The 21,675-nt window shown below is 45.8% G+C and carries 27 protein-coding genes; 21 read left to right on the top strand and 6 right to left on the bottom strand.

The window, feature by feature from the left end; genetic code table 11:
• Window positions 1-70 precede the first annotated feature (70 nt).
• Genes LKD37_RS00445 through LKD37_RS00465 form a run of 5 tightly spaced genes read left to right on the top strand, consistent with a single transcriptional unit; the run spans window position 71 to window position 3,089 of the window.
• Complete coding sequence (locus tag LKD37_RS00445) at window positions 71-826, top strand: ABC transporter ATP-binding protein (protein ID WP_015518019.1); 756 nt, start codon at window positions 71-73, stop codon at window positions 824-826.
• Window positions 823-1,548, top strand: a complete 726-nt coding sequence (locus LKD37_RS00450; RefSeq protein WP_015518020.1) for an ABC transporter permease — start codon at window positions 823-825, stop codon at window positions 1,546-1,548. The genes LKD37_RS00445 and LKD37_RS00450 overlap by 4 nt, the downstream gene beginning before the upstream one ends.
• On the top strand, window positions 1,545-2,315 hold the full coding sequence (locus LKD37_RS00455; RefSeq protein ID WP_055056852.1) for an ABC transporter permease: 771 nt from the start codon (window positions 1,545-1,547) through the stop codon (window positions 2,313-2,315). The genes LKD37_RS00450 and LKD37_RS00455 overlap by 4 nt, the downstream gene beginning before the upstream one ends.
• A 5-nt stretch (window positions 2,316-2,320) precedes the next feature.
• Window positions 2,321-2,608 (top strand): hypothetical protein, encoded by a 288-nt coding sequence (locus tag LKD37_RS00460; RefSeq protein WP_015518022.1) that lies wholly within the window; start codon window positions 2,321-2,323, stop codon window positions 2,606-2,608.
• 4 nt (window positions 2,609-2,612) lie between these two features.
• A complete protein-coding gene (locus LKD37_RS00465; RefSeq protein ID WP_118670908.1) occupies window positions 2,613-3,089 on the top strand; it encodes a hypothetical protein in 477 nt (158 codons plus the stop codon).
• A 298-nt stretch (window positions 3,090-3,387) separates the two neighbouring features.
• On the opposite strand, the gene LKD37_RS00470 is transcribed toward LKD37_RS00465, so the two are convergent.
• From LKD37_RS00470 to LKD37_RS00480, 4 genes are all read right to left on the bottom strand, one after another.
• Window positions 3,388-4,098, bottom strand: a complete 711-nt coding sequence (locus tag LKD37_RS00470; protein WP_431833257.1) for a PDDEXK nuclease domain-containing protein — start codon at window positions 4,096-4,098, stop codon at window positions 3,388-3,390.
• Window positions 3,990-4,400 carry a DUF1016 N-terminal domain-containing protein gene (locus LKD37_RS17800; protein ID WP_441447800.1) on the bottom strand — a complete coding sequence of 137 codons (411 nt, stop codon included), beginning with the start codon at window positions 4,398-4,400 and terminating at the stop codon, window positions 3,990-3,992. The genes LKD37_RS00470 and LKD37_RS17800 overlap by 109 nt, the downstream gene beginning before the upstream one ends.
• Window positions 4,401-4,419: 19 nt before the next feature.
• The gene (locus LKD37_RS00475) at window positions 4,420-4,935 is read right to left on the bottom strand and encodes an ImmA/IrrE family metallo-endopeptidase (RefSeq protein WP_227700735.1); all 516 of its coding nucleotides are present in this window, start codon (window positions 4,933-4,935) and stop codon (window positions 4,420-4,422) included.
• Window positions 4,936-5,010: 75 nt separating this feature from the next.
• Window positions 5,011-5,415 (bottom strand): helix-turn-helix domain-containing protein, encoded by a 405-nt coding sequence (locus LKD37_RS00480; protein ID WP_015518025.1) that lies wholly within the window; start codon window positions 5,413-5,415, stop codon window positions 5,011-5,013.
• A 213-nt stretch (window positions 5,416-5,628) separates the two neighbouring features.
• Between LKD37_RS00480 and LKD37_RS00485 the strand changes: the two genes are divergently transcribed.
• The 10 genes from LKD37_RS00485 to LKD37_RS00525 all read left to right on the top strand — a co-directional run bounded on the left by LKD37_RS00485 (window position 5,629) and on the right by LKD37_RS00525 (window position 10,903).
• Window positions 5,629-6,195 (top strand): hypothetical protein, encoded by a 567-nt coding sequence (locus LKD37_RS00485; protein ID WP_243100309.1) that lies wholly within the window; start codon window positions 5,629-5,631, stop codon window positions 6,193-6,195.
• 486 nt (window positions 6,196-6,681) lie between these two features.
• The gene (locus LKD37_RS00490; RefSeq protein WP_302927509.1) at window positions 6,682-7,266 is read left to right on the top strand and encodes an RNA polymerase sigma factor sigma-70 region 4 domain-containing protein; all 585 of its coding nucleotides are present in this window, start codon (window positions 6,682-6,684) and stop codon (window positions 7,264-7,266) included.
• A gap of 109 nt (window positions 7,267-7,375) precedes the next feature.
• Complete coding sequence (locus LKD37_RS00495; RefSeq protein ID WP_118670906.1) at window positions 7,376-7,927, top strand: type II toxin-antitoxin system PemK/MazF family toxin; 552 nt, start codon at window positions 7,376-7,378, stop codon at window positions 7,925-7,927.
• Between the two features lie 2 nt (window positions 7,928-7,929).
• On the top strand, window positions 7,930-8,151 hold the full coding sequence (locus LKD37_RS00500) for an excisionase (protein ID WP_015518028.1): 222 nt from the start codon (window positions 7,930-7,932) through the stop codon (window positions 8,149-8,151).
• Window positions 8,152-8,248: 97 nt separating this feature from the next.
• On the top strand, window positions 8,249-8,470 hold the full coding sequence (locus LKD37_RS00505) for an excisionase (protein WP_015518029.1): 222 nt from the start codon (window positions 8,249-8,251) through the stop codon (window positions 8,468-8,470).
• 15 nt (window positions 8,471-8,485) lie between these two features.
• Window positions 8,486-8,722, top strand: coding sequence for an excisionase (locus LKD37_RS00510; RefSeq protein ID WP_015518030.1), 237 nt, complete (start codon window positions 8,486-8,488; stop codon window positions 8,720-8,722).
• A gap of 10 nt (window positions 8,723-8,732) precedes the next feature.
• Complete coding sequence (locus LKD37_RS00515) at window positions 8,733-8,972, top strand: excisionase (RefSeq protein ID WP_015518031.1); 240 nt, start codon at window positions 8,733-8,735, stop codon at window positions 8,970-8,972.
• Window positions 8,973-8,986: 14 nt separating this feature from the next.
• Window positions 8,987-9,511 (top strand): integrase DNA-binding domain-containing protein, encoded by a 525-nt coding sequence (locus LKD37_RS17805; RefSeq protein WP_431833255.1) that lies wholly within the window; start codon window positions 8,987-8,989, stop codon window positions 9,509-9,511.
• The gene (locus LKD37_RS17810) at window positions 9,489-10,241 is read left to right on the top strand and encodes a site-specific integrase (protein ID WP_441447805.1); all 753 of its coding nucleotides are present in this window, start codon (window positions 9,489-9,491) and stop codon (window positions 10,239-10,241) included. The genes LKD37_RS17805 and LKD37_RS17810 overlap by 23 nt, the downstream gene beginning before the upstream one ends.
• Before the next feature lie 185 nt (window positions 10,242-10,426).
• The gene (locus tag LKD37_RS00525; RefSeq protein ID WP_148336044.1) at window positions 10,427-10,903 is read left to right on the top strand and encodes a methionine--tRNA ligase; all 477 of its coding nucleotides are present in this window, start codon (window positions 10,427-10,429) and stop codon (window positions 10,901-10,903) included.
• Between the two features lie 128 nt (window positions 10,904-11,031).
• Here LKD37_RS00525 and LKD37_RS00530 read toward each other — a convergent pair whose 3' ends face one another.
• Entirely contained in the window at window positions 11,032-12,264 is a 1,233-nt protein-coding gene (locus LKD37_RS00530; protein ID WP_006874387.1) for a site-specific integrase, read from the bottom strand.
• A gap of 52 nt (window positions 12,265-12,316) precedes the next feature.
• Window positions 12,317-12,517 (bottom strand): hypothetical protein, encoded by a 201-nt coding sequence (locus LKD37_RS00535; protein WP_003501914.1) that lies wholly within the window; start codon window positions 12,515-12,517, stop codon window positions 12,317-12,319.
• Window positions 12,518-13,431: 914 nt separating this feature from the next.
• Between LKD37_RS00535 and LKD37_RS00540 the strand changes: the two genes are divergently transcribed.
• From LKD37_RS00540 to LKD37_RS00565, 6 genes are all read left to right on the top strand, one after another.
• Window positions 13,432-14,499: a YqaJ viral recombinase family nuclease gene (locus tag LKD37_RS00540; protein ID WP_029465836.1), complete on the top strand. Its 1,068-nt coding sequence runs from the start codon at window positions 13,432-13,434 to the stop codon at window positions 14,497-14,499.
• A gap of 14 nt (window positions 14,500-14,513) precedes the next feature.
• Entirely contained in the window at window positions 14,514-16,787 is a 2,274-nt protein-coding gene (recD2, locus tag LKD37_RS00545) for an SF1B family DNA helicase RecD2 (protein WP_006874383.1), read from the top strand.
• Window positions 16,788-16,856: 69 nt separating this feature from the next.
• Window positions 16,857-18,014 carry a hypothetical protein gene (locus LKD37_RS00550; protein WP_154256118.1) on the top strand — a complete coding sequence of 386 codons (1,158 nt, stop codon included), beginning with the start codon at window positions 16,857-16,859 and terminating at the stop codon, window positions 18,012-18,014.
• A 42-nt stretch (window positions 18,015-18,056) separates the two neighbouring features.
• The gene (locus LKD37_RS00555; protein WP_029465841.1) at window positions 18,057-19,850 is read left to right on the top strand and encodes a YodL domain-containing protein; all 1,794 of its coding nucleotides are present in this window, start codon (window positions 18,057-18,059) and stop codon (window positions 19,848-19,850) included.
• 306 nt (window positions 19,851-20,156) lie between these two features.
• Window positions 20,157-21,107 (top strand): Cas9 inhibitor AcrIIA9 family protein, encoded by a 951-nt coding sequence (locus LKD37_RS00560; RefSeq protein ID WP_302927510.1) that lies wholly within the window; start codon window positions 20,157-20,159, stop codon window positions 21,105-21,107.
• Window positions 21,108-21,132: 25 nt separating this feature from the next.
• Window positions 21,133-21,675 carry a DUF7666 domain-containing protein gene (locus LKD37_RS00565; protein WP_006874378.1) on the top strand — a complete coding sequence of 181 codons (543 nt, stop codon included), beginning with the start codon at window positions 21,133-21,135 and terminating at the stop codon, window positions 21,673-21,675.

Raw genomic sequence — 21,675 nt, forward strand, 5'->3', positions numbered from 1 at the left:
GGTAGAGAGAAGGTTGACACAAGGTTGCGCCTTTATACTAAAGACAACAAAGGAAAGGAGATTTCACAACATGAATATAATCGAAACTCAAAATCTGACGAAAAACTACGGTGATTTCACGGCAGTATCTCATCTGAATCTCCATATTCGCAAGGGAAGCGTTTATGGATTTTTAGGTCCGAACGGAGCGGGAAAATCCACAACGATGAAAATGTTTCTCGGTTTGACGCAGCCGACAGAAGGAAGTTTTCATATTGACGGAAAAACATACCCTTCAGACCGAGTTCCCATTTTGAAGGAAGTTGGCTCATTTATTGAAGCACCCGCCTTTTACGGGAATCTGAGCGGAGAGGAAAACCTTGAAATTATACGGAAAATTCTTGGACTTCCAAAAAGCAGTGTCGATGACGCTCTGGAGCTTGTCGGCTTAACTGAATTTAGAAAAAGACTTGCAAAGAAATATTCTCTTGGTATGAAGCAGCGTTTAGGTTTGGCAGGCGCATTGATCGGCAGACCGCCGATCCTGATTCTCGACGAGCCGACCAATGGACTCGATCCGGTTGGTATTCACGAGATACGCACCCTGATTCGTTCCCTGCCGCAGAAATATGACTGCACGGTATTGGTTTCTTCTCACTTGCTTCCTGAAGTAGAACTTATGGCTGACGATATTGGTATTCTGAATCACGGTCATCTGCTGTTTGAAGGAACAAAGGAGGAATTGAAAACAAGCGCCCGTGCCGCCGGATTCCCGACGGATAATCTGGAAGATACTTTCCTTGCTATGATTGATGAAGATAACCGCAGGAGAGGAGGTACGGTATGAGTCTCTTAATCGAATCCAAAAAGCTGAAGCGCACAGGCTATCTCCCTGCGTTTTTGGCAGGCGGTTTTCTTGCAGCAGCTTTTCCGGTTGTCTATATGATGGTAAAAGCAGAGGAAATGACTGCGCTCTCAGGCAATCCAGTCAATATACTGATGTCTGCGAATTGGCAGATGATGGCGATGTTAAACATCCTCATTTCCATTTGCGGCGCTTGTATGATGTACCACACGGAATATGCCGATAACGGTATGCAGAAAATGTCGGTGCTGCCCATTCGTCAAGGTAGTATGTTCTTTGGAAAATTTCTAATTGCCGCTTTGGTATTATCCGCAATGGTGGTCATAGAAATGGCAGTCTTAGTCGGCTGTGCAAAGTATTGGTTTCCAAGTTATGTGTTTGACCTGACCGAAATATTGAAAACCGCAGGTTTCCAGATTGTAGTTACGCTGCCGACCGTAATGCTTATGCTGGTTATTGCGTCTGCCTGTAAGAATATGTGGGTATCCCTCGGTATTGGCGTGATTTTAGTATTTACGCTTTCCATTCTTCCGCAGGATAATATTGTGCTGAGCCTGTTTCCGTTTGCTTCCCCGTATCAAATGCTCTCTGCGGCAGTGGAAAATAGCCGTACCACCTTATTTTTAGCTGTTTGCGGGATTGAAACGGTCGTGTTCGGTATTGCAAAAGTCCTTTATCTGAAAGCAAGGAGGTGTTTTGAATGAATTTCTTATCATTAGTCGGCGTGGAACTCAAAAAAATCCGCCGCTCTAAAATCTTATTGATCTTGCTGATCCCTGTCATTATGATGTGGATTCCGAGCATTATCAATGCGGATATGAACTTCGACCTGAGAGGAATCCCGATTACGCCGGAAAACAATTTTTTCATTCAGGGCTTTATGGGTATGGTTTGGTTTATGATCCCGGCATCGCTGGTCATCTGTACGGTACTGCTGAATCAAACGGAACGCTCCAATAAAGGAATTTTGAAAATGCTGTCCCTGCCGATCAGCACAACAAAACTATGCCTTGCTAAATTCACAGTCCTGATTTTGCTGGCGGCATTTCAGATGGTTATGTCCATTGGGGCGTACTATATTTGTGCGGCAATCGTTACCCATACGCAGGATTATAATTTTATCCTTGAGCCGTTATATGTCTGCAAAAATGTATGCAGTATCTATGCCGCTGCAATCCCAATGGCTGCTGTATACCTTGCGGTTTCCACTTTAATCCAGTCTCCCATTTTTTCGGTCGGTATCGGTCTGGCTTCGATTGTACCTTCCGTGCTTATGATAAACACAAAAATATGGTTTGCCTACCCGATGAGCTATCCGTTCTATCTGATAATGGTGGCGTATGGGAGAGCTGCTGAAGGTGTTTATGAAACACAAATCGCTTGGCTTCCGTGGCTGCCTGTTGCAGTCGGAATCACTATTTTAGCACTTGTCGTATCCTGTATGCGATACGGCGCATCTGAAAGGAGATAACTACAATGAAAAACAAAATTTTAACTGCGATTTCTACCATTATGCTCTTTATCCCGTGGACGATCCTGCCACTGCGTACCTTTGATTGGGCGCTGGAATCCCCGGTAGCGGAGATTATGGTTTACAGTTACGCCGCCTTTATGATTTTTTCAGGTATCTTTTCCATTCTCAGCTATACCAAAGGAAAAGTAAAATCCAAACTTATGCAGGTATGTGTCGTGATTAACAGCATTTATGCGGTTGGCGCAATCGCAATTATCGGTATGAATATTGTAACGAGGATTGGCGGGTGATGATATGAAAAAAATAAAAATTCTGACTGCTGCACTGCTCTCCTTATGTTTAGTCTTTACCATTACGGGGTGCAGCGGCGACAATCTGAAAGATAGTGTTATAAACGGCTTTAATGATATGCTCCAGCATTTCAGCAAATATGCCCTTACGGACGAAAAAGATTTGCAGGGCGATAAGACCAAAGGGGAAGATACCTATACCGGCTCCTATACAGCAGATTATGAGGATTTCAATGATAAAGAATATATCTTTGGAGGTACTGCGTTAGAACGGGATAAAGGAAGTGAGCTTACTGTAACTTACGAGTTGACGGTTGATTCCGGCACGGCAAGGCTTTACTGGCTTGATAAGGGCGAGGAAAAAGTGATTGCCGATACAAGTAAAAACGGAACATATTCCGTTACCCTTGATGAAGGCGACAACTATCTTACTTTAGAAGGCAATGATTTTTGCGGCTCATTGAAGGTGGTTGTGGAATGATTGCAAAAGCAAGAACAAATCCGATAAATCTTTGTGCTATGCCTAATACTTTGGAATGTTCGATAAACCGCTAATTCACTCTTGTTCAGATAAAGCAGAGCTGGATTTAATTCGCCATCTACTTTGCCATTGTCGCCATTTAACTCGCCATTTAATTTGCCATTCCGTATTGTCGCATTGAGCATAAAAGCGTTATCAATTTTATTTCCCCATTTTTTAGCATAACATTGAGTAGTGAAAAGAATGAAAACCGCAGGACTTCGATATATAGCTCTGCGGCTTTCAGCTTTTCGATATTTTAGTCTCTTTTGATATGCTTTTGTATATCTTCCACAGACGGGAGCTGTTTGCTCAAAGCTTCAGGAAGCTCACTTGTAACTTTGTATTCGCTGACACCGATTGGCTTTGACATATCTTTTAAGGCATATTCAGCGACTAATGCGTTTTTGCTTTTGCACAGCAACAGACCGATAGAAGGATTGTCATTATCCTTTTTCAAAATCCCGTCAACGGCTGAGAGATAAAAGTTAAGCTGTCCAGCATATTCCGGCTTAAATTCTCCGGTTTTCAGCTCAATCACAACATAGCAGCGAAGATTAAGGTTGTAGAACAGAAGATCAATGTAAAAATCATCGCCGCCGACATTGAGATGATATTGATTGCCGAGAAACGCAAATCCCGTTCCCAACTCTAAAAGCAGCTTCGTTACATCCTGAACAAGAGCCTGCTCTATATCCCGTTCTACCATATCTTCCTTGAAAGGGATAAAATCAAAAATGTATGGATCTTTCATTGTTTGTACGGCAAGCTCACTCTGCGGCGAAGCAAGTCGGCTTTCAAAGTTTGAAATTTTATCAGCAATAGCCTGCCGTTCATACAAGCCGCTTTCAATCTGATGAATCAAGACATTATGCGACCAGCCATTTTCTGCGGTCTTTCGTATATACCACTCTCTTTGCTTTTCTCCTTTAACCTTATCCAAGATTGCAACATTGTGCGACCACGGAATTTGTGCAGACACCGTCTGCACAAATTGCTCATCAGGATAAGTGCTTGCAAATTTTGACATATATTTTTAAGGTTGCGAACAGAATAGCCCTTTGCGTTCGGGAACAAGAGCTTAATATCAGCCGCCAGATTTTCAATAAATTTATTGCCCCAAGATTTATGCTCGTTTATGATTTTTCCGATATTGTAATACAGCATAATCAGCTCTTTATTTACACTTAAAGTAGCTTTGTACTGCGCCTGCTGAATTTCCTGTTTGATAGTTTGCACCAAATCAAGATACTCGTTATTATTCATCAACATCTTTATACCCTCCAGTTATCTATTTCAAAAATTGATTGCGGTATTCCTGATGACGGAAACGATAGCCCTGTGCAATTAGCGTATCCGTTTTCAATGCGACCAAGTTTATGTCCGAGTGCATTGCCCGTGCGATCTGCTGAATATCATACCCGTTTTCGATATATTCCAGTATTTCATCGTCAGGCAGGGAGATTTGAGAAGCAAAGATGTTTGCCTCGTATTCCATTCGGCTTTGCCGCATATCGAAAATATTAAATTCCTTGAAGCCGCCAGCCTTGACCGCTTCTTCTCTATGTAATGCGTCGTGTCCGATCTCGTGCAGCATTACGATACGCTCCATTACAGGGTGCAGATCGTCTTTTATAAAGATAAAGCGGTTACGCATTAAAACCTTGTATGCCCCTCGCTGCTTCTTGAACGATAACGGGATAACTTCTATCCCCAGTTCTCGTGCGATTTTATGTGGATCGTTTGTGCCAAGCTCATTTGTCAGCCGATTTGCCTTTCTAACAATCTCCAAAGTCTGAATATCCAAGAGCAAACACCCCCATTCTACTGTCGGTAAGTATATCTTATCAAATGCACTGTCCGAAAAAGAGGACATCAAGCGCTATTTTCTATATTTTTTGGGAGTGTACTTTTTATTCTTCTCTTTGGCGATCCAGTACGCTTCCTGAATGCCTTTCATCATCTCGTCCAAATCCTCATCTGCAAGTTCGCCGCCTGCAAAAAGTCCTGTAACTTCTGCCATAAGCTCCTTTGCCTGTCTTGCGCCATTGCGTCCATATTTAGATTCGGCGTTCAGCAAAAATTCCTCATCATCTGTAAGCAGATAGTTGACATCGACCTTCAGGACTTCCGCCATCTTATAATAGGTTTCCCTTTTTTTCGGATAGCGGGTGCCAGCCTCATAATTCGATACTGTCCGCAGAGAAACGCCGATTGCTTTTGCAAACTCATCTTGCTTTAAGCCTGCCTTCGTGCGGGCTTCTTTTACCTTTTCACAGAATTTCATTTCATCTGACCTCCAAATTATTCGACCTGATTTGAAAATATCTTGCGTATCTGTATTGACAAGCGCAAGTAAATTTCGTATAATGTCAATACGCAAGTAAGTTGCGTATACATAATACCTTAACTTGCGTGTTTTGTCAAGGGAGTTCAAAAAATTAGCTTGAACTTTTATCTACCAACAAATGATACCCGTTTTAAGGATTGAGGCGAACAGATGGGACGGAAAGATACACTCGCTGCGAAAAGCATTCGCAAAATGTACGAGCAGCTTAATTTGAATCAATCGGATATATTCTCTAAAACAAAATTGCTTCTCAGTGTATACCGTGATGTGGTCTGGATCACACTGAGCGAATCTGCCCGTGTGAATGAGGAGCTGGTATATTACGGAGAGGAACTGGACAGCGCCCTTGTCTACTTGGAGCTGTTTGCGCCGGATACCGAGAAGCAGGAGTTTGAGAGCCGTATCAGTGCTTTATTTGAGAACAAGTGGATGGTTGACCTGATTGATACCGCTATGGCGAAAATATATGACTACCATAACAACGGCAGGCTGTACCACGAGATCATATCGAAAAGCTACCTAACGGCGTTTCGGTATACAGAGAGCGAGCTGCTCGATCTCTTGAATATGGAGCGCAGTACCTTTTACGACCGGAAACGGGAAGCGATTTTGCTCCTTGGCGTGTCCCTGTGGGGATATGCGATTCCGTGCTTCAAAGGAATCTTCAATATGAAGGGAGCTGATGAAAGCGACGATATTCCCGATTTTTTCAAATGAAGGCTTGTCCGACTAAAGTCCGACGAAATCCCTACTGAATGTCCGACCTTGCGTATGCTACACTGTGTATGCTGCCCGAAGAACGGCTTTCGTTTACGGAACGAGGCTGAAAACAAAATGGCAGAAAATTGGCGCAGTTTTGCCGATGATACGAAAAAGCAAATCTGTTACAATTAGTATGCCTAAAGCTTTGAGAATTTTTCTTGATTTTCAAATGCTGGTTGAATATCTTTTAGGCGGCAATACAGCAGCTTAGGCAAAACGAATTGAATATGTGTTTTGAAGAAGCAGTTATAGCTTTCAGCCTTCGGGCTTGAATGTTATAGCTGCTTTTTTTGTGCAGCCCTTTTCGCTTTTGTCAAGCGGAAAGGGAGCTTTATGTCTATCACAGTATGGCAGGCGTTTGTATGTAGGTATCCGTGATCTCCGGAGTTTTTGATTGTGACCTTATATATCAAAAATTCCAAATTTAAGGAGATTACGGAAATGAAAAAACTTACAGTAAACAAGCAGGAAGAATTATTTGCACAGGATTGTAAACTCATCAACCTTCGGTATGAGTATAGTGGTTTCACTGGAATGGAAAAATGGGCAATTATAACGGAGCTGTCCGAAGAAGCATTGTGGGATAAGTACCCTGATGTCATCAGCAGGTATACGCCTTTTATACTTCTGTCAATGGCACAGGGAGAAGTGATTAGTGAATCACATAGAAATAATGATAAATATGAAAAGCGCAGCAAAAGGACGATAGATGTATACGGTTATGAAGATGATATTTTTGAGCAGTTCCATCCGAAATCTATCGCCCCATTTATTGATCCGTTTGATAAAGCGGAGGAGGAACAGATCGAGGAAGAAAAAGAAAAGCTACGACAATTAGAACTTTCTAAGGTAATACAAGCGTTAAGTATGCTGCAACCTGTTCAAAGGGAGCGCCTTCTTAAATCCGTTTTGCTTGGGATTAGTTCAAGGAAAATTGCGAAAGAGGAGGGCATAAATTATAGCTCCGTAGACAAGTCAATCGCTGCCGCAATAAATAATTTCAAAAAATTTTATGAAAACCTCTGATTTTGGGTGTGCATTTCGCACCCCTTTGTCCAAATGAGTGAAGGGGTATTTCTATTCCGGATATGAAATGCGCTTTCAAAACTCAATGAACAGAGAGGTTATACATAAAATGAAGAAAACAGAAATCAGGCGTGGAGATATATTTTCCTACGATTTTGGCACAAGAATCGGCTCTATCCAATCAGGTGTAAGACCTGTGCTGGTAATTCAGGCAGACAATTTCAATGCGAATGCGCCTACTGTTATTGTTGCGTCCATTACGAGTGTAATAAAAAAGAGGTATTTGCCGTCCCACATTATTTTAGGCGAGGGTTTTGGTCTGATGAAGCCTTCAATGGTGTTGCTTGAGCAAATACAGACTGTGAATAAAGATGATTTGACAGAGTATATTGGCTTTGTTGATGATGAGCGCCTTTGGAGACAGATTAACGCAGCCTTGAAAAAAACATTTGGTCTATGGCTTTACAACACTGACAGGATCGGCGACATTCGCTGCCTGTGTCCGAAATGCTTAAACGACTATTTTCGCAATCCGAACTATGTTGTCAGACGCCTTGATCCTTTCGCTAAAAGTAAAGGCACTTGTGATAAGTGCAATGATAGAGGTTGGGATTATATCGTTTATGACAAACGCACCTCTTTCAAAGGGAAAGGGGTATAGGGATGTCGCAAAACAGGGAAAGGAAACGGAAGTTTGACATTCCTATATGGTGCAAGGCAAATCTGTCGATTGAAGAAGCCGCAGCCTATTCCGGTATTGGAATGGCGAAACTTTATGAGATGACAGAAAGTGAGGATTGCCCATTTGTCTTATGGATAGGTAGCCGGAGAATGATTAAGCGAAAAGTTTTTGATGAGTATATAGAGCGGCAATACTCAATTTAATGAAAAAGTCAAGCCTGCGATGAGCCGATTCGCATAATTGGCTTATCGCAGGACATTGGCTATGCTGTAACTACCAAAAGCAAGGAGGTACAGCAATATGCTCAACAAAAAGAACGATCCGGATATGTCGAGAGTCCCGTTGTGGAAGAAAATGAATTTAACGGTGGAAGAAGCCGCCGAATACTCAGGAATAGGCGTATCTAAAATTAAAGAAATTTCAAATCAAAAAAACTGTCCCTTTGTCCTATGGAATGGAACAAAGCGGTTGATTAAAAGAAAACAATTCGAGGATTATCTCGAAACACAATATTCCGTCTGAGAGGAGGACAAGCTAATGGATAATAAACTGACTGAAACAGGCAGTTCCAACAGGCGTGTAGCTGCTGTTCCAATTTGGGTAAAACCTTATTTGACGATAGAAGAAGCGGCAGAGTATACGGGAATAGGCAGGGATAAGCTTTATGAAATGACGAGCCTTGCCGATTGTCCGTTTGTACTGTGGGTAGGCAATCGGAGAATGATTAAGCGCAGGATTTTTGATGAATACATTGAGCAAATGTATTCAATATGATGGAGGTTGTATGGACGAAAAAATTTTAGCTTACAGAAGTGAACTCCAAAAGAGGTCGGAAAACACACCGTTTTGGACGAAAACGATTTTAACCGTTGAAGAAGCTGCCGCATACACCGGAATCGGAAGGGCAAAAATCCGCCAAATCATTTCACAAGGGAATTGTCCTTTCACGGTAAATAACGGCACACAAATCTGTGTGATCCGAGAAGCGTTCATTGATTATCTTGATAAGCAGTTTCGCATATAGGAGGAGAGAGAATTATGCCGAGAACAAAAAGAAAAGACAAGTCGAGAGCCGTGCTTCGGACAGGCGAATCGCAAAGGGCTGACGGAACTTATCAATTCCGGTGGACTGACAGTAATCATAAGAGGTTTTGCGTATATGCCAAGACGCTTGATGAATTGCGCTATAAGGAAGAACAGATTAAAAAGGATAAGAGCGATGGCATTAAAACCGAAGCCCGATATACGACGGTCAACGAGGTCTATGAGCTTTGGAAGGAGCTGAAGCGAGGGCTGAAGAACAACACCTTTGAGAATTATAAATATATGTATGAAACCTTTGTCCGTCATCAAATAGGCTCAAAGACAGTTTCATCGTTGAAAAAAACAGACATAAAGAGGTTTTATAATTACCTTACAGACGAGCGCCAGTTAAAACCTTCGACCATTGACAGTATCCATACGGTTTTACATCAGATTTTGGATATGGCTGTTGACGATGATTACATAAGGAATAATCCGTCAGATAATGTACTTAGAGTTGAAGCAAGCACATTGCTTTAAGACAGAAAAGCGCAGAGCTTTAACCCGTCCCGAACAGGAGTTGCTTTTAAGCTATTTGAAAAATACTCCCGCCGCACAATATTGGTATCCAATCTTTGCGGTTTTGGTAGGAACAGGGCTTCGAGTCGGAGAACTTACCGGATTAAGATGGTGTGATGTCGATCTTGAGAACGGTGTTATTGATGTAAATCATACTTTGGTTTACTATGACCACCGCACCGATGGAAGCAAAAAAGGCTGCTATTTTAATGTCAATACGCCGAAAACTCCGGCTGGAAAAAGAAAAGTGCCAATGCTCAGTTTTGTGAAAGAGGCAATTATAATGGAAAAGGAAAGGCAGGAGCTGCTCGATCTTCATTGTACCGCTACCATTGACGGATACACAGATTTCATTTTTATCAATCGCTTCGGCAATCCACAACATCAGGGAACGCTCAATAAAGCAATCCGCCGCATAATTCGTGACTGTAATGATGAGCAGTTTTTGAAGAACGAAAATCCCGAAGTGCTGCTTCCGCATTTTAGCTGCCATTCATTAAGACATACATTTACGACGAGAATGTGCGAAGCGGGCGTGAATGTCAAGGTCATTCAAGACACGCTTGGTCATAAGGATATTTCAACAACGCTTAATATCTATACCGATGTAACGAAGGAGCTTCGGCAGTCCGAATTTGAAGGTCTTGACTCATATTTCAAAAGCGAGTATAATAAAGTGTCAGACGAGTAAGGAATATTTCGGAGACGATGATAAAAAGCTTATACACCATTTACACCAATTTGTACTCCAATCCACCGAAAAACAGCACGAATTTATAGGGATATAGCGATTCCGGAAGAAACGCTGTTTAGACCTGTTATGAGATATGAGGAGGTTTAGGACGGATTGAAAAGATGGTTGCTTTCGTCCCGACAATGAAGACCCTGGAACCAAAGCGGGCTGAAAACAAAGCCGAAAAAGCAGCGGTAAATGGTTCTGCAGAGGATGCAACTGTGTCCGCGCCAAGCGTACAGATTGATCTTTCCAAGGTGAAAATCGAGCCTTTGTTTGCAGATGATGTAGACTTTGAGACATTCAGCAAGTCTGATTTCAGAGTGGTTAAGATCGAAGCCTGTGAGGCAGTGCCGAAGTCCAAGAAGCTCTTGAAATTCACACTGAATGACGGAACAGACCGGAAACGCACCATTTTAAGCGGTATTCACGAGTATTACGAGCCGGAAGAGCTGGTTGGTAAGACCTGTGTGGCAATCACAAACCTGCCGCCGAGAAAGATGATGGGTATTGATTCCGAGGGTATGCTGATTTCTGCAGTGTACGAGTATGACGGACGGGAAGGCTTAAATCTTTTGATGCTGGATGACAGTATTCCGGCAGGAGCAAAGCTGTACTAAAGAGGTCATTTACTACAAAAAATCGCGTTACTACAACTTTTCTACAACTTTTGCGCGAGACCCTACGAAACCGGATGAAGCAATATGAAAGGCGGATCTGCTTATAAAATGCAGATTCGCCTTTCTTTTTACATCAGCTTCATGTTCACACTAATGTTTTTTGCCTTCTCCTGCATATTCTCTTGTGTGATATGGGTGTAGATGTCCATTGTAGTAGAGAAATCGGCATGCCCCATGACTTGCTGAATGAATTTAACATCGTTGGTGCTTTCGCAGAGCCGGGTACAGAAGGTGTGCCGCAAGTTGTGAACACTAAAATGAGGGAGCAGATCCGGTTCACGGTCTTCCAGTTCAGCCTGATCCATTTCCTCCATGTTGTAAGTTACGCTGATTCTCTCAATCGCCCGATTGATATTGTGGGCGCTCATGAATGAGCCGGTTCTGTTGCGGAAAACAAAACCGTGAACTCCTCCTAACACCAGTTGATCGTCTGGATACAATGCGTCGATGGTTTCAATCTGGAGGCGAAGCTGCTCGGCCACCTCTGGATAGAGGATAGGGATAATTCGTGTACCGCTCTCAGTTTTGGGAGTGGTAATGTGAAATCCGGCTTTTCCGTCAATGACCCGGTAGATTAAGTTGTGGTTGACGGAGATTGTGTTTTCGCTCAAGTTAATATCGCTTTTGGTAATGCCGGTACATTCTGCTACACGCATTCCTGTTCCAAGGAGCACAGTCATGATGGGGAGCCAATGGCTGTATGTAGGGGACTTGGCAATAAAACGCAGGAAATTCTGCTGTTGCGTTTTAGTGAGTGCGATCCGCCGTTTAGGCTTTGGAGCGCTGCCATCCGTCTTGAGCTTGCGGTAAATGCCCTTGCTGGGATTTTTGCGGATGTAATCGTCGTCCACGGCCATTTCAAGCGTAGGGTGAACAATGGTGTTGATGCTCTCCAGTGAGTTGATAGCAAAGCCGTGTTTCAGCAGTTTGGTATAAAACGCGAGAATATCACTTCTGTGGATTTGTGGAAGAGGCATGTTAGCGAAAGGCTCTTCTTTCACATAGAAGTCCCACAGGTAAAGATAATTTGCTCTGGTAGAGGGCTTCAGTTTGATGTTGTTATTCATGTAGACCTTGAACATATCATTCAGGGTAAGCTTCATGGCTTCCTGAGTACGGATGCCATCATCCTTATCTTTGTTGATCTGCTTTTCTTTGACACGAAGACTTGCGAGATCGGAGTCGTAGAGATATTTCTTTTTAGTGCCTAATTTGTAGACATACATATAGCTGCCATCTGCCCGTTGTGTTTCTCCGGGCCGAAGATTTCGTCCTTTGTTGTCTTTTCTCACTTTTGCCATTACTGGTACCTCCTGATTATAAAAGTGTAGTGCGCCTTACTGGCATGGTTATTTAGCCGGAAATATCATAAAGATATTCTTTGATACGCTGGACACTCCATAGGACACGGGTGTTCATGGTAATGCGTGCATTGGCAAGATCCCCAATCTGTACTGCAGTGTGCCTTCCACAGCACAACAGTTTGCAAAGGGTATCGGTATCAACAGCCAAGCACTGCTCCGGCGGTAGGTCATTCGGTTTTCTTTTCTCCATAATCGTCCTCCTTTTTTCGATTACAATGATCCCTTACGATTTGTAGAAGAAGGTTTTCAACAAAAACAATGAAAACGGTCTTGAGGTCAGGAAGTATTGAAATAACAAAAGAACTCTAATGGGGCCATTTCCTACGCCAGAACGGTTCTGCCGTGTATTTCAGGCTGCTGCTGTGCAACACTTCGATTATGGGCGCGCTTCTGTGGTCATCGCACACTGTCCAGAATTCCTGTATAACTCCCCATAGAGGTTATGAACTTGTCAAGGTACTAAAAGAGCGTAGGGATCATCCGGTATTACCAAATGATCCGATACATCCTATAAATAGGCGGGGAAGAAAGAACTTCTGCAAAGAGGAAAGAAAATTTAAAGAAAATCCAAAATCAATATATAGAATGTTTGAATTGACAAGCACTATATATTGTGTTAGAATTGCAATGTAATTGATTTTTGTGCGTTGCCCGTCAGGGTACATAGGCTTTAGGGCTTGTGTTGCGGAGTAATGACTGCATTGCACACGCTGTTAATTTTGTACTTGTGTCAGTAGTATCACTGCGCCTTTTCAGGCCGGTATATTGCTGGCTTTTTTTATTTTACGGGATTTACCCACCATTGCGAGAATGACATCGGTTCATAGGCAACTATGGACGCCAGGCTTTATGCCGTCTGTCATTCTCGCTTTTTTATTGCCTGTAAGCCTGAAAGGGCTTTAAGGATAAATCAAAACTGAGAAAGGCAGGTCATGTACATGAATGTGAAGCAGAAAAGAAAGCAGAATGGTCGGCGGGTCAAGCCGGCACACTCCACGGACTGGAAGATGAAGAGACAGGCAGTATCTTCGCTCCGGCCCCAAAATGTTGCACCAATGGCGAGGGCAGTTATTTTGCCCCGAAGATCACGAAGGGGGATTTGATATGTCTGGCAGCAATAGTGCTGAACGAAAGCGGCATGAACCGCTGGTGCTGGTAGAAACGGCAGATCTTTCAGAAGAAGACTGGCTGGATTACCGGCGCCGTGGAATCGGCGGCAGCGATGTATCAGCAATCTTTGGCACTTCTCCATTCCGGACAGCCAGGGATCTGTACTACGACAAACTGAACATAGCGTCAGTGGAAGATGATGAGGGCAACTGGGTTGCCATGGAAATGGGGCATTTGCTGGAGCCTCTGGTAGCAAAGATATTCGAGCGGAAAACCGGATATCGGGTCTACCAAATCAAAAAGATGTTCCAGCACCCACAGTATCCTTGGATGCTGGCTGATGTGGACTACTTTGTGGAACTGCCGGATGGCACCACAGCGATCCTTGAGATCAAGACCACAAACTATAATGCCAGAGATAACTGGTGGATGAATGGGAAGGAGACTGTTCCAGTCTACTATGAATCTCAGGGGCGTCATTATATGGCAGTAACGGATCTTGACCGATGTTTCTTTTGCTGCCTGTATGGTAACAACGAGGAGGAAGTTATTATCCGGGAGGTCAAGCGTGATTTCGAGTATGAGGCTGAGATGGTCTTTTTGGAGCAGTATTTCTGGGAAAACCATGTCCAGCGCCATGTGCCGCCGCCCTATACAGAAAGTGGGGCCTTGATTATTGAGAGCGCACGCAAACACTTTGGCCCGGCAGATAAAAATGCCCCGGCCGTTGCACTCGATCTGGATATGACTGCAAAACTTATGCAGTATTTGCGGCTTCTGGATGAAAAGAAAAATGCAGAGGTGTACTCCAAAGAAATCGACAAGGATATTCAGCGTCTGAAGGCGCTGTTGATTGCGGAAATGGGTACCAGCTGCACTGCAGTCTGTGAGCAGGAGGGAGTGAACTATACGGTTACCTATACCCCTGTTCGCAAGTCCGTCATCGACAAGGATAACCTGCTTCGGTTGAAACTGGAGCATCCGGATATTTACGAGCAGTTTGTTACAGTATCCGAATCCAGACGGTTCAGTGTTAGAGCCTCGATTATGGAGGCCGCTTAGTGAGGTGAAAAAGGATGAATTGTATTGGTACCTACGACGGGACGATTTTTTATAATCCTGCCAATAAGTTTTGTATCATCAGTGTAAAAACCGCAGACCAGAGTGTGCCAGCTGAGGCCAGGTCAAACAGGCGGTACAAAGACCATTTGATCCGCTTTACAGCTGTGGGGTATGAGATTCCACGGACAGATGCGGTAGAGTTGGAACTGGATGGTGAATGGGCAAAAGGCAAGTATGGTGTCCAGCTCCAGGTGGAGCAGTGGCGTGAAATTGTGCCCAGAACAAAAAACGGCGTAGAGGGCTACCTTGCCTCCGGGCTTATCAAAGGGATTGGTCCCAAAACTGCCGCAGACATTGTGGAGCGGTTCGGTGTGGACACATTGGATATTCTGGAACACCAGCCGGAGCGGTTGTTGGAGATCCGGGGCATTACGGAAAATAAATTGGAGGACATCAAAGCTTCTTATGCAGAAAACCGTATGCTCCAAGGAATTATGACCTTGCTGGCACCGTTTAAGATTACTCCCAAGACGGCATTGAAAATATATCAATATTTCGGCCCGACCAGCGTAGAGATTTTGGAAAAGAGCCCATTTGAGCTTTGCCAGATCTCCGGCTTTGGATTTCGGCGGGTAGATGCAATCGTACAAAAGAGCGGGGGCGATCTCCATGACCCCATGCGTATCAAAGGGGCTGTCTTTTGTGCGCTGGATGAGGGCAAGAGTAAACGAGGCCATCTGTACATCAGTTCTGAAGAACTGGAGAAATCAGCGCTGAAACTGCTCAATGAGAAGATACCTGTACCGGAGCTTCGCCTGCATCAGCAGGAAGTCAGGGATATGATGCAGGAAATGATCCTGAATGGAGCAATCGTTTCCGTGAAGGATAATATCTATCTTCCCAGAGTGTTTGCCCAAGAGGATGAAACGGCGCGCCGGATCGCCCAGCGTCTGGTCACCCAGATGCCAGTAGAGCATATTGCGCCGGTGCTGGAACAGGTCAAGGTTGAAATGGGACTGCGCCTGTCTGCACAGCAGGAGGCTGCGGTCTATGCTGCATTTAGGCATGGCTTGTCAGTGATTACGGGTTCTCCTGGTACTGGTAAAACAACAGTGCTGCGGACGATACTTGAGGTTTACCGGCGGCTGCACCCTGATGGCAAAATTGCTCTTATGGCGCCTACCGGTCGGGCAAGCCGCAGGATGTCGGAGAGTACCGGCTTTGAGGATGCCCGAACATTACACAGTGGTCTGGGACTGACCAGTGAAGAGGATGAGGGTAGCCGGAACAGAAAGTCAGAGCCACTGTCGGCCGATTTAATCATTGTGGATGAGTTTTCCATGGTGGATATGTGGCTTGCCGAGAAATTCTTTGAGCGCATGAAGGCAAATGCCAGAATCGTACTGGTAGGCGACCCAGATCAGCTTCCGAGCGTAGGAGCCGGAAATGTGTTTCGTGAGATCATCGAGACCCAAATCGTCCCGGTAACGGTGCTGGATCAGATTTTCCGTCAGTCGAAGGACAGTCTGATTGCCTATAACGCCAAATTTATCAACGAGGGCAATACCAAACTGTTTTATGGACCGGACTTTGTTTTCGTGTCTGGTGATAGTCAGGAAGACACCGCTGAAAAGATTACAGAACGGTATTGTTTGGAGATACAGGAGAGTGGCATTGAGAATGTGCAGATTCTTTCACCTTTCCGTTCAGAAGGCGCCGCATCGTCGGAACAGCTGAATGAAACCATTCGTGAATTGGTCAACCCATTCCGCTCTGCGGAGGAAGAAATCAAGTTTGGCCCCAGGATATTCCGGGTCAATGACCGCATCATGCAGACCAAGAACACAGAAAAGGTCTCTAATGGAGATCTGGGCTTCATCCGGTATATTAAGGACACTGACCAGGGTAAAAAAATCGGCATGGATTTTGGCGCTGGCAGAACACTGGAATACGGCGTAGATGATTTGAGCAATGTGGATCTGGCTTATGCTACTACGATCCACAAGGCTATGGGCTCTGAGTATGAGACCGTTATTATGCCGCTGCTCAAAGCGCACACCATCATGATGTACCGTAATCTGCTCTACACCGGAATCACGCGTGCCAAAAAGCGGGTGGTTCTGATTGGGCAGAAACAGGTATTGTTTATGGCAATCCATCGTAATGAGATCGGCAAGCGGAATACGCTGCTGGGTATGCGTATTCAGATGTATTTCAAAGCCTACGCAAAGAAAGCCGGTATCCCCATTCCGGCTGCGTTGGAAGAACAATTAAAGAACGCAAGTTAAAAAAGAGAGGTCAGATGCAGAAATAGCACTTGGCGTCTCCTATTTTTATGTCAGAAAGGAGTTTCCAACATGAACGAAAAAAGTAATCCGATGCCTATGATGTACAAAACAATTCCGGCAGTGGCAGAACTGAACAAGGTGCCGGGCTTTGACCCGCTCAAATTTCTGCGCCATAAGGTATCCAGAAAGACCAATGAGGAAATGCTGCAGTTGGAATTGCCTTATCAGAAACTGTGGTTCCGTCTGCGTCACCCACAGGGCCGCATGAAACTGACTACCCTGCGAATCACGGAACAGCTTGCGATTATGGAGGCCAGAGTCTATCTGGACCGCAGTGATGCAGAGCCCATCAGCAGTTACATCTCGCAGCATAGTGCAGAAGAAGGTACTGACTATGTACAGGCTGCCCAGGATGAGGCATTGAGTGCTGCGCTGTCGGATGCCGGTTTCGGTCTGCAGTTTGCCGATGTTGCTGTTGACAGTACGGGCAAGGTGTTTGGAAGCAGTATTCCGCTTTCCGGGACGGCTCCTATCCGGCAACCGATGCCAAATGCGGCGAAGAGGCCCGTAGAAGCCCCTGGAGCGGCGCTGCGGCAATCTGGTGGGGAAGTTCATGCCCGGCCGGAAAGAGCGCCTCAGAACGCCGTAGAGGGCCGTAATACGCCTGCTCGTCCGGCGCCTATTCAGAAACCTGCGGCAAAGCCGGTTCAGAATGAACAGTCCCCGGTTTCTCCGGTACAGCCAGTTGTCCAACAGATGGTTGCAGAAGAGAAGGAGAATATGGATACACTGCCTGCCGGCAAGGTAGAGGAGAATGCTCCCAATATGGAGCTGCCGGTACCGAGCCGCGAGGTTACATTGGATAGCAGTCCAAAACAGGATGATGTGTCTGAGCAGCCGACCGCCTCCGTATTCCAATCGGATGAACCGGAAGAACTGCCTGTGGCGCCTGTTGTCCAACAGGAAGCACCCGATCAGCCTATGGCGCCTTCTTATACGGAGAGCACTCCGGTAGAAGACATCTTGAAGGTAATGACCTTTGAAGAAGCGCAGAATGTGGTGGTGGATAGCGGTCTGAGCAAAGGAAAGACCATGGCAACAGTTGCCAAGGAGCGTCCGGTGAGTCTGAAATTCTACCTCACCCCCGGCAACAAGAGCACCAACAATATCGTTCGTGCTGCGGCGCAGATCATGCTCGATGGTATGGCCGCACAGAAAGCCGGATGATAAGCAGCCCCATCTATGGGGCCAAGAAGGGAGGGAGAACAGATGGACTCATATCCAGGAGATTTTCCGTTCGGTATTATGGATGTAGTGGAACTTCTACATCTACGAATCAGACGCCGACAGGCAAACAGTGTATATGTGGATTGCCCGTTTTGTGGTGACCGCCGCGGTAAGATGAATGTGAATTTCGTCAAAAATGTCTGGCGGTGCAATTATTGTGATGAGCATGGCGGTATGCTTGCGCTTTATGCGCGGCTAAACAATACGACTACATCCGATGCGTATTGGGAAATAGGAGAAGCCCTGTGCAACGATTTTCACAGGGAACGGCCGAACTCTGGATATGAGATGGCAGGAAACCAGCAGGCTGGCACTGGGTCCCCGGTTTCGGGGACTCAGACCGACCTTGCGGGATATGAGAGGAGGGGCGAACTAAAAACAGTGCAGCAAGCAGAACGGGCCAGCGGACAGGAAATTCATCAAACGCTTTCGCTGCTGCTCGCTATGCTGCCTCTTCAGCCTGCCCACCGCAACCATCTGCACTCCCCAAAACGGGGACTGTCGGATGAACAGATCGACCGGATTGGGTTCAAGAGTACTCCACCCCCATTCCTTTGCCGCTCCATTACCGAGCGGCTGATGAAACAGGGATGCAAGGTGGAGGGGGTGCCCGGCTTTTATCTGGATGACAGCGGGCGCTGGACCATGAACTTCTACCGAAAAAACGCAGGGATTTTGATTCCGGCTGTGGGATACGACGGTATGATACATGGCCTGCAGATACTTTTGGATAGTCCGCTCAAGCAAAAAGATGATCCACCGGATAAGTCAGGAGCCAAATACATCTGGTTTTCGTCCTCGTCCAAAAATATGGGTGTCACATCCGGGAGCCCGGTACATTTTATCGGCAATCCATCTGCTCGGGTGGTCTATGTCATTGAGGGACTGCTGAAAGCAGACATCTCGCACTGCCTGACAAACCGGACTTTTGCGGCGATTGCCGGCGCAAACAACACAAGCCAGTTGGATACGCTGTTTGCACTGCTGGCACAGAATGGCACTGAGGAGATCATTGAGGCTCATGATATGGATAAGTACAGTAACCAAATGACCTCCAACGGGGCATCTAAGATCTATCTGATGGCCCGGAAAAATGGAATGGCATGTCGTCAGCTGACCTGGAATCCGAATTATAAAGGGTTTGATGATTGGCAGCTTGCCCTTCGGGAGAAAGAACAGAAGGAAAAGGAGGTGCAGAGAATGAATTTTAAGCAGCAATATCTGTGCGGTAAGTGTGACTTTACCTATATAGATGGCTGCGTCGAGCTTTGGCACACCAGAGCGGAGAAAGATTTGGACCTGACAGAGTATCTGGGGCTTACAAAGGAAGAGTATCAGATATTTCTTGCTCAGGGCAATCGGGCGCTGAAGGATATTCTGGACAGCCAGAGAGTTTTCCGGAGGTTTTGCATTTACCAGCTTTGCCTAAGTGAGACACAGACAGTACCATTCGCATTCAAGCGACTGGATGCGCTACATAAGGCTGGATATGAACAGCCGCCTGCCGCCGCCTATCAGACGGTATGGAGCGCAGAGGTCTGTTGCCCAAAGGGGCAGAATGACATGGAAGTGCTGGGGCGCCTGTTCCTGGACTTTAATGAGCATTTGCCGGAAGATTACAGAGGTCGTCCGTTGGCTCCATCTGATGTGGTGGAACTGGACTGCCAAGGCAAACGCACATACTTCTATGTGAATGACTGCCGGGATTTTGCGCCGGTACGCTTCTCCCCATTCTTGTGTAAAAGACTTCCGGAGCCTGCTCAAAAACAGGAATGAAGGGATAGGGGTCAGATGCGTATTGCAGAAAAGAAGAAAAGCCAGATTACAGCACTGTATGAGCAGTGTTCCAATCTTCCGGTAGATGTCAGAAGTTGTCTGGAGAATGGCTACTTTACCGTAACGGTACCTCCACCCTGGAATATGAGCAATCAAAAGACTGCGCAGGAGGTGCAGGACAAAATCAAGGAATGGTCAAGGCAGTATACTGGCGTGGTCTGCTACTGTTTTGACAGCTTCAGCACACTTTTATATGTGCTGTGAGCAACACACAATGGCATGGAAAGGGTCATAACGGCCTGCTCCATGCCATTTTTTGCGAAAGGAGATTTTACAATGGGTGTTTTTTCAGAAATAGCAATGGAGCAGCAAAACAGTATGTTCGATTCGTCTGCAGCCTTTGAGGATGATGAAGCCTTTGAGCTGGAGGAGATGGAATCTTTGCCTGTGCCGCCTGTAGGTACAGACGCTGTCACGGTATCGGCTGCTTCGGTTCCTGCCGGTGAGACTGCTTCGGCTGATGCAGAGGAAGAACCTGTGGATGAAGTAGCGTCTGATGGGGAAGAGAAGTCTGCTGAGGAGGGGAATTCGGCACAACCGCCCGCCGCAGAAGATGAAGAAAAAAAGCGTGCGGAGCATGAGGCGGCTGAAGCCCAGCGCAAAGCGGAATTTGACGCCAAACAGCAGGCGAAGAAAGCCGCGGAGCAGGAGCAGATCGCCCGTCTGGAAGCGATGAGTGATGAAGAAGTAATCGCGGCCTCTACCCAGAGGGTGAGTACCGATGTGGAAAAACTGACACGGCGAAATATGAAGGAATGTGTGTCCGAGCATATCCAGATGCTCTGTATGGAAGATACGGCGTTTGCCCGTCTGACGATGCATCCGAAAAAGAACATGATCCGCTGTTTCCAGTACATCAACCGAAAGGCATGGGATTATGTGCAGGATGAACTAAAAGCAAGCGGAACCCGCCCTGGTCCCGGACAGCAGACATATGGCTGCGATGTGCCGGATGATATGTGCTATCAGTGGGCAGAAGATTATTTCCGTGACCCTGATGCCAAGGAAGACCATGAGGATGAGGAGAAGTTTGTTCCCAAGCCGTATGCTGGGAAGTCCTCTGCAAAGAGCAAACCCAAGAAGGTGACAGAGAAGAAAAAGACGGAACCCAAGGCGGCACCCAAGCAGGAGGAAAAAAAGCCTTCTCAGGATGGGCAGATGTCGCTGCTGGATTTTGGGATGGCAAAGGCAGGCTGAGCCGGCAAAGGAGGAAAAATGAAGAATGATTGCTTATAAGGGTTTTCGCCCCGGGCTGATATGCCGTGGCTATCAGTTTGTGATGGGGCTCAATACGACTGAAAAAGCAAATTGCAGGGAAAATGGATTTCACTGCGCGGAAGACCCGCTGGACTGCCTTAGTTATTATTCCAGCCTGGAGCATTCGGAATATTATATTGTCAACGCCGGCGGCGACATCGATGAAGATGAGCATGACTCCAAAATCGCCTGTACGGAGCTGACTGTGATTAAGCGGCTCACCAAAGAGGAGCTGTTTTTACATGGTTTGGCCTACATGGCAGATCATCCGCGCAGGGTGTGGAGCTCCCATGTGGCAGCCAACCGGGCAATGGCGAACTGCGGCTATGCGGTGGTACGGGGTAAAGACCCCGTTGCCACCGGCAGACTGGGAGACATCCTTGCTTTTGCGAAGGAAGCACCGGATTCGGAAAGTATCGTACAGGTTGCAGTGGGCCGGATTGACGGCGTTACATTACTGCCTGATGTGTGGTATAGCGTAGATTTGACAAAGAGGATGGTGAATTGA

This window comes from Brotocaccenecus cirricatena (assembly GCF_020687045.1).
Classification (GTDB): domain Bacteria; phylum Bacillota; class Clostridia; order Oscillospirales; family Oscillospiraceae; genus Vescimonas; species Vescimonas cirricatena.

What these genes read in the sequence shown, in the direction of transcription:
- LKD37_RS00500 (WP_015518028.1), top strand. Translation starts at nt 7,930, where the DNA reads ATGTCGCAAAACAGGGAAAGGAAACGGAAGTTTGACATTCCTATATGG.
- recD2 (WP_006874383.1), top strand. Translation starts at nt 14,514, where the DNA reads ATGAATTGTATTGGTACCTACGACGGGACGATTTTTTATAATCCTGCC.
- LKD37_RS00510 (WP_015518030.1), top strand. Translation starts at nt 8,486, where the DNA reads ATGGATAATAAACTGACTGAAACAGGCAGTTCCAACAGGCGTGTAGCT.
- LKD37_RS00560 (WP_302927510.1), top strand. Translation starts at nt 20,157, where the DNA reads ATGCCATTTTTTGCGAAAGGAGATTTTACAATGGGTGTTTTTTCAGAA.
- LKD37_RS00485 (WP_243100309.1), top strand. Translation starts at nt 5,629, where the DNA reads ATGGGACGGAAAGATACACTCGCTGCGAAAAGCATTCGCAAAATGTAC.
- LKD37_RS00555 (WP_029465841.1), top strand. Translation starts at nt 18,057, where the DNA reads ATGGACTCATATCCAGGAGATTTTCCGTTCGGTATTATGGATGTAGTG.
- LKD37_RS00480 (WP_015518025.1), bottom strand. Translation starts at nt 5,415, where the DNA reads ATGAAATTCTGTGAAAAGGTAAAAGAAGCCCGCACGAAGGCAGGCTTA.
- LKD37_RS00530 (WP_006874387.1), bottom strand. Translation starts at nt 12,264, where the DNA reads ATGGCAAAAGTGAGAAAAGACAACAAAGGACGAAATCTTCGGCCCGGA.
- LKD37_RS00490 (WP_302927509.1), top strand. Translation starts at nt 6,682, where the DNA reads ATGAAAAAACTTACAGTAAACAAGCAGGAAGAATTATTTGCACAGGAT.
- LKD37_RS00515 (WP_015518031.1), top strand. Translation starts at nt 8,733, where the DNA reads ATGGACGAAAAAATTTTAGCTTACAGAAGTGAACTCCAAAAGAGGTCG.
- LKD37_RS00455 (WP_055056852.1), top strand. Translation starts at nt 1,545, where the DNA reads ATGAATTTCTTATCATTAGTCGGCGTGGAACTCAAAAAAATCCGCCGC.
- LKD37_RS00550 (WP_154256118.1), top strand. Translation starts at nt 16,857, where the DNA reads ATGAACGAAAAAAGTAATCCGATGCCTATGATGTACAAAACAATTCCG.
- LKD37_RS00450 (WP_015518020.1), top strand. Translation starts at nt 823, where the DNA reads ATGAGTCTCTTAATCGAATCCAAAAAGCTGAAGCGCACAGGCTATCTC.
- LKD37_RS00465 (WP_118670908.1), top strand. Translation starts at nt 2,613, where the DNA reads ATGAAAAAAATAAAAATTCTGACTGCTGCACTGCTCTCCTTATGTTTA.
- LKD37_RS00495 (WP_118670906.1), top strand. Translation starts at nt 7,376, where the DNA reads ATGAAGAAAACAGAAATCAGGCGTGGAGATATATTTTCCTACGATTTT.
- LKD37_RS00505 (WP_015518029.1), top strand. Translation starts at nt 8,249, where the DNA reads ATGCTCAACAAAAAGAACGATCCGGATATGTCGAGAGTCCCGTTGTGG.
- LKD37_RS00460 (WP_015518022.1), top strand. Translation starts at nt 2,321, where the DNA reads ATGAAAAACAAAATTTTAACTGCGATTTCTACCATTATGCTCTTTATC.
- LKD37_RS00535 (WP_003501914.1), bottom strand. Translation starts at nt 12,517, where the DNA reads ATGGAGAAAAGAAAACCGAATGACCTACCGCCGGAGCAGTGCTTGGCT.
- LKD37_RS00565 (WP_006874378.1), top strand. Translation starts at nt 21,133, where the DNA reads ATGATTGCTTATAAGGGTTTTCGCCCCGGGCTGATATGCCGTGGCTAT.
- LKD37_RS17805 (WP_431833255.1), top strand. Translation starts at nt 8,987, where the DNA reads ATGCCGAGAACAAAAAGAAAAGACAAGTCGAGAGCCGTGCTTCGGACA.
- LKD37_RS00525 (WP_148336044.1), top strand. Translation starts at nt 10,427, where the DNA reads ATGAAGACCCTGGAACCAAAGCGGGCTGAAAACAAAGCCGAAAAAGCA.
- LKD37_RS17800 (WP_441447800.1), bottom strand. Translation starts at nt 4,400, where the DNA reads ATGTTGATGAATAATAACGAGTATCTTGATTTGGTGCAAACTATCAAA.
- LKD37_RS00540 (WP_029465836.1), top strand. Translation starts at nt 13,432, where the DNA reads ATGTCTGGCAGCAATAGTGCTGAACGAAAGCGGCATGAACCGCTGGTG.
- LKD37_RS00445 (WP_015518019.1), top strand. Translation starts at nt 71, where the DNA reads ATGAATATAATCGAAACTCAAAATCTGACGAAAAACTACGGTGATTTC.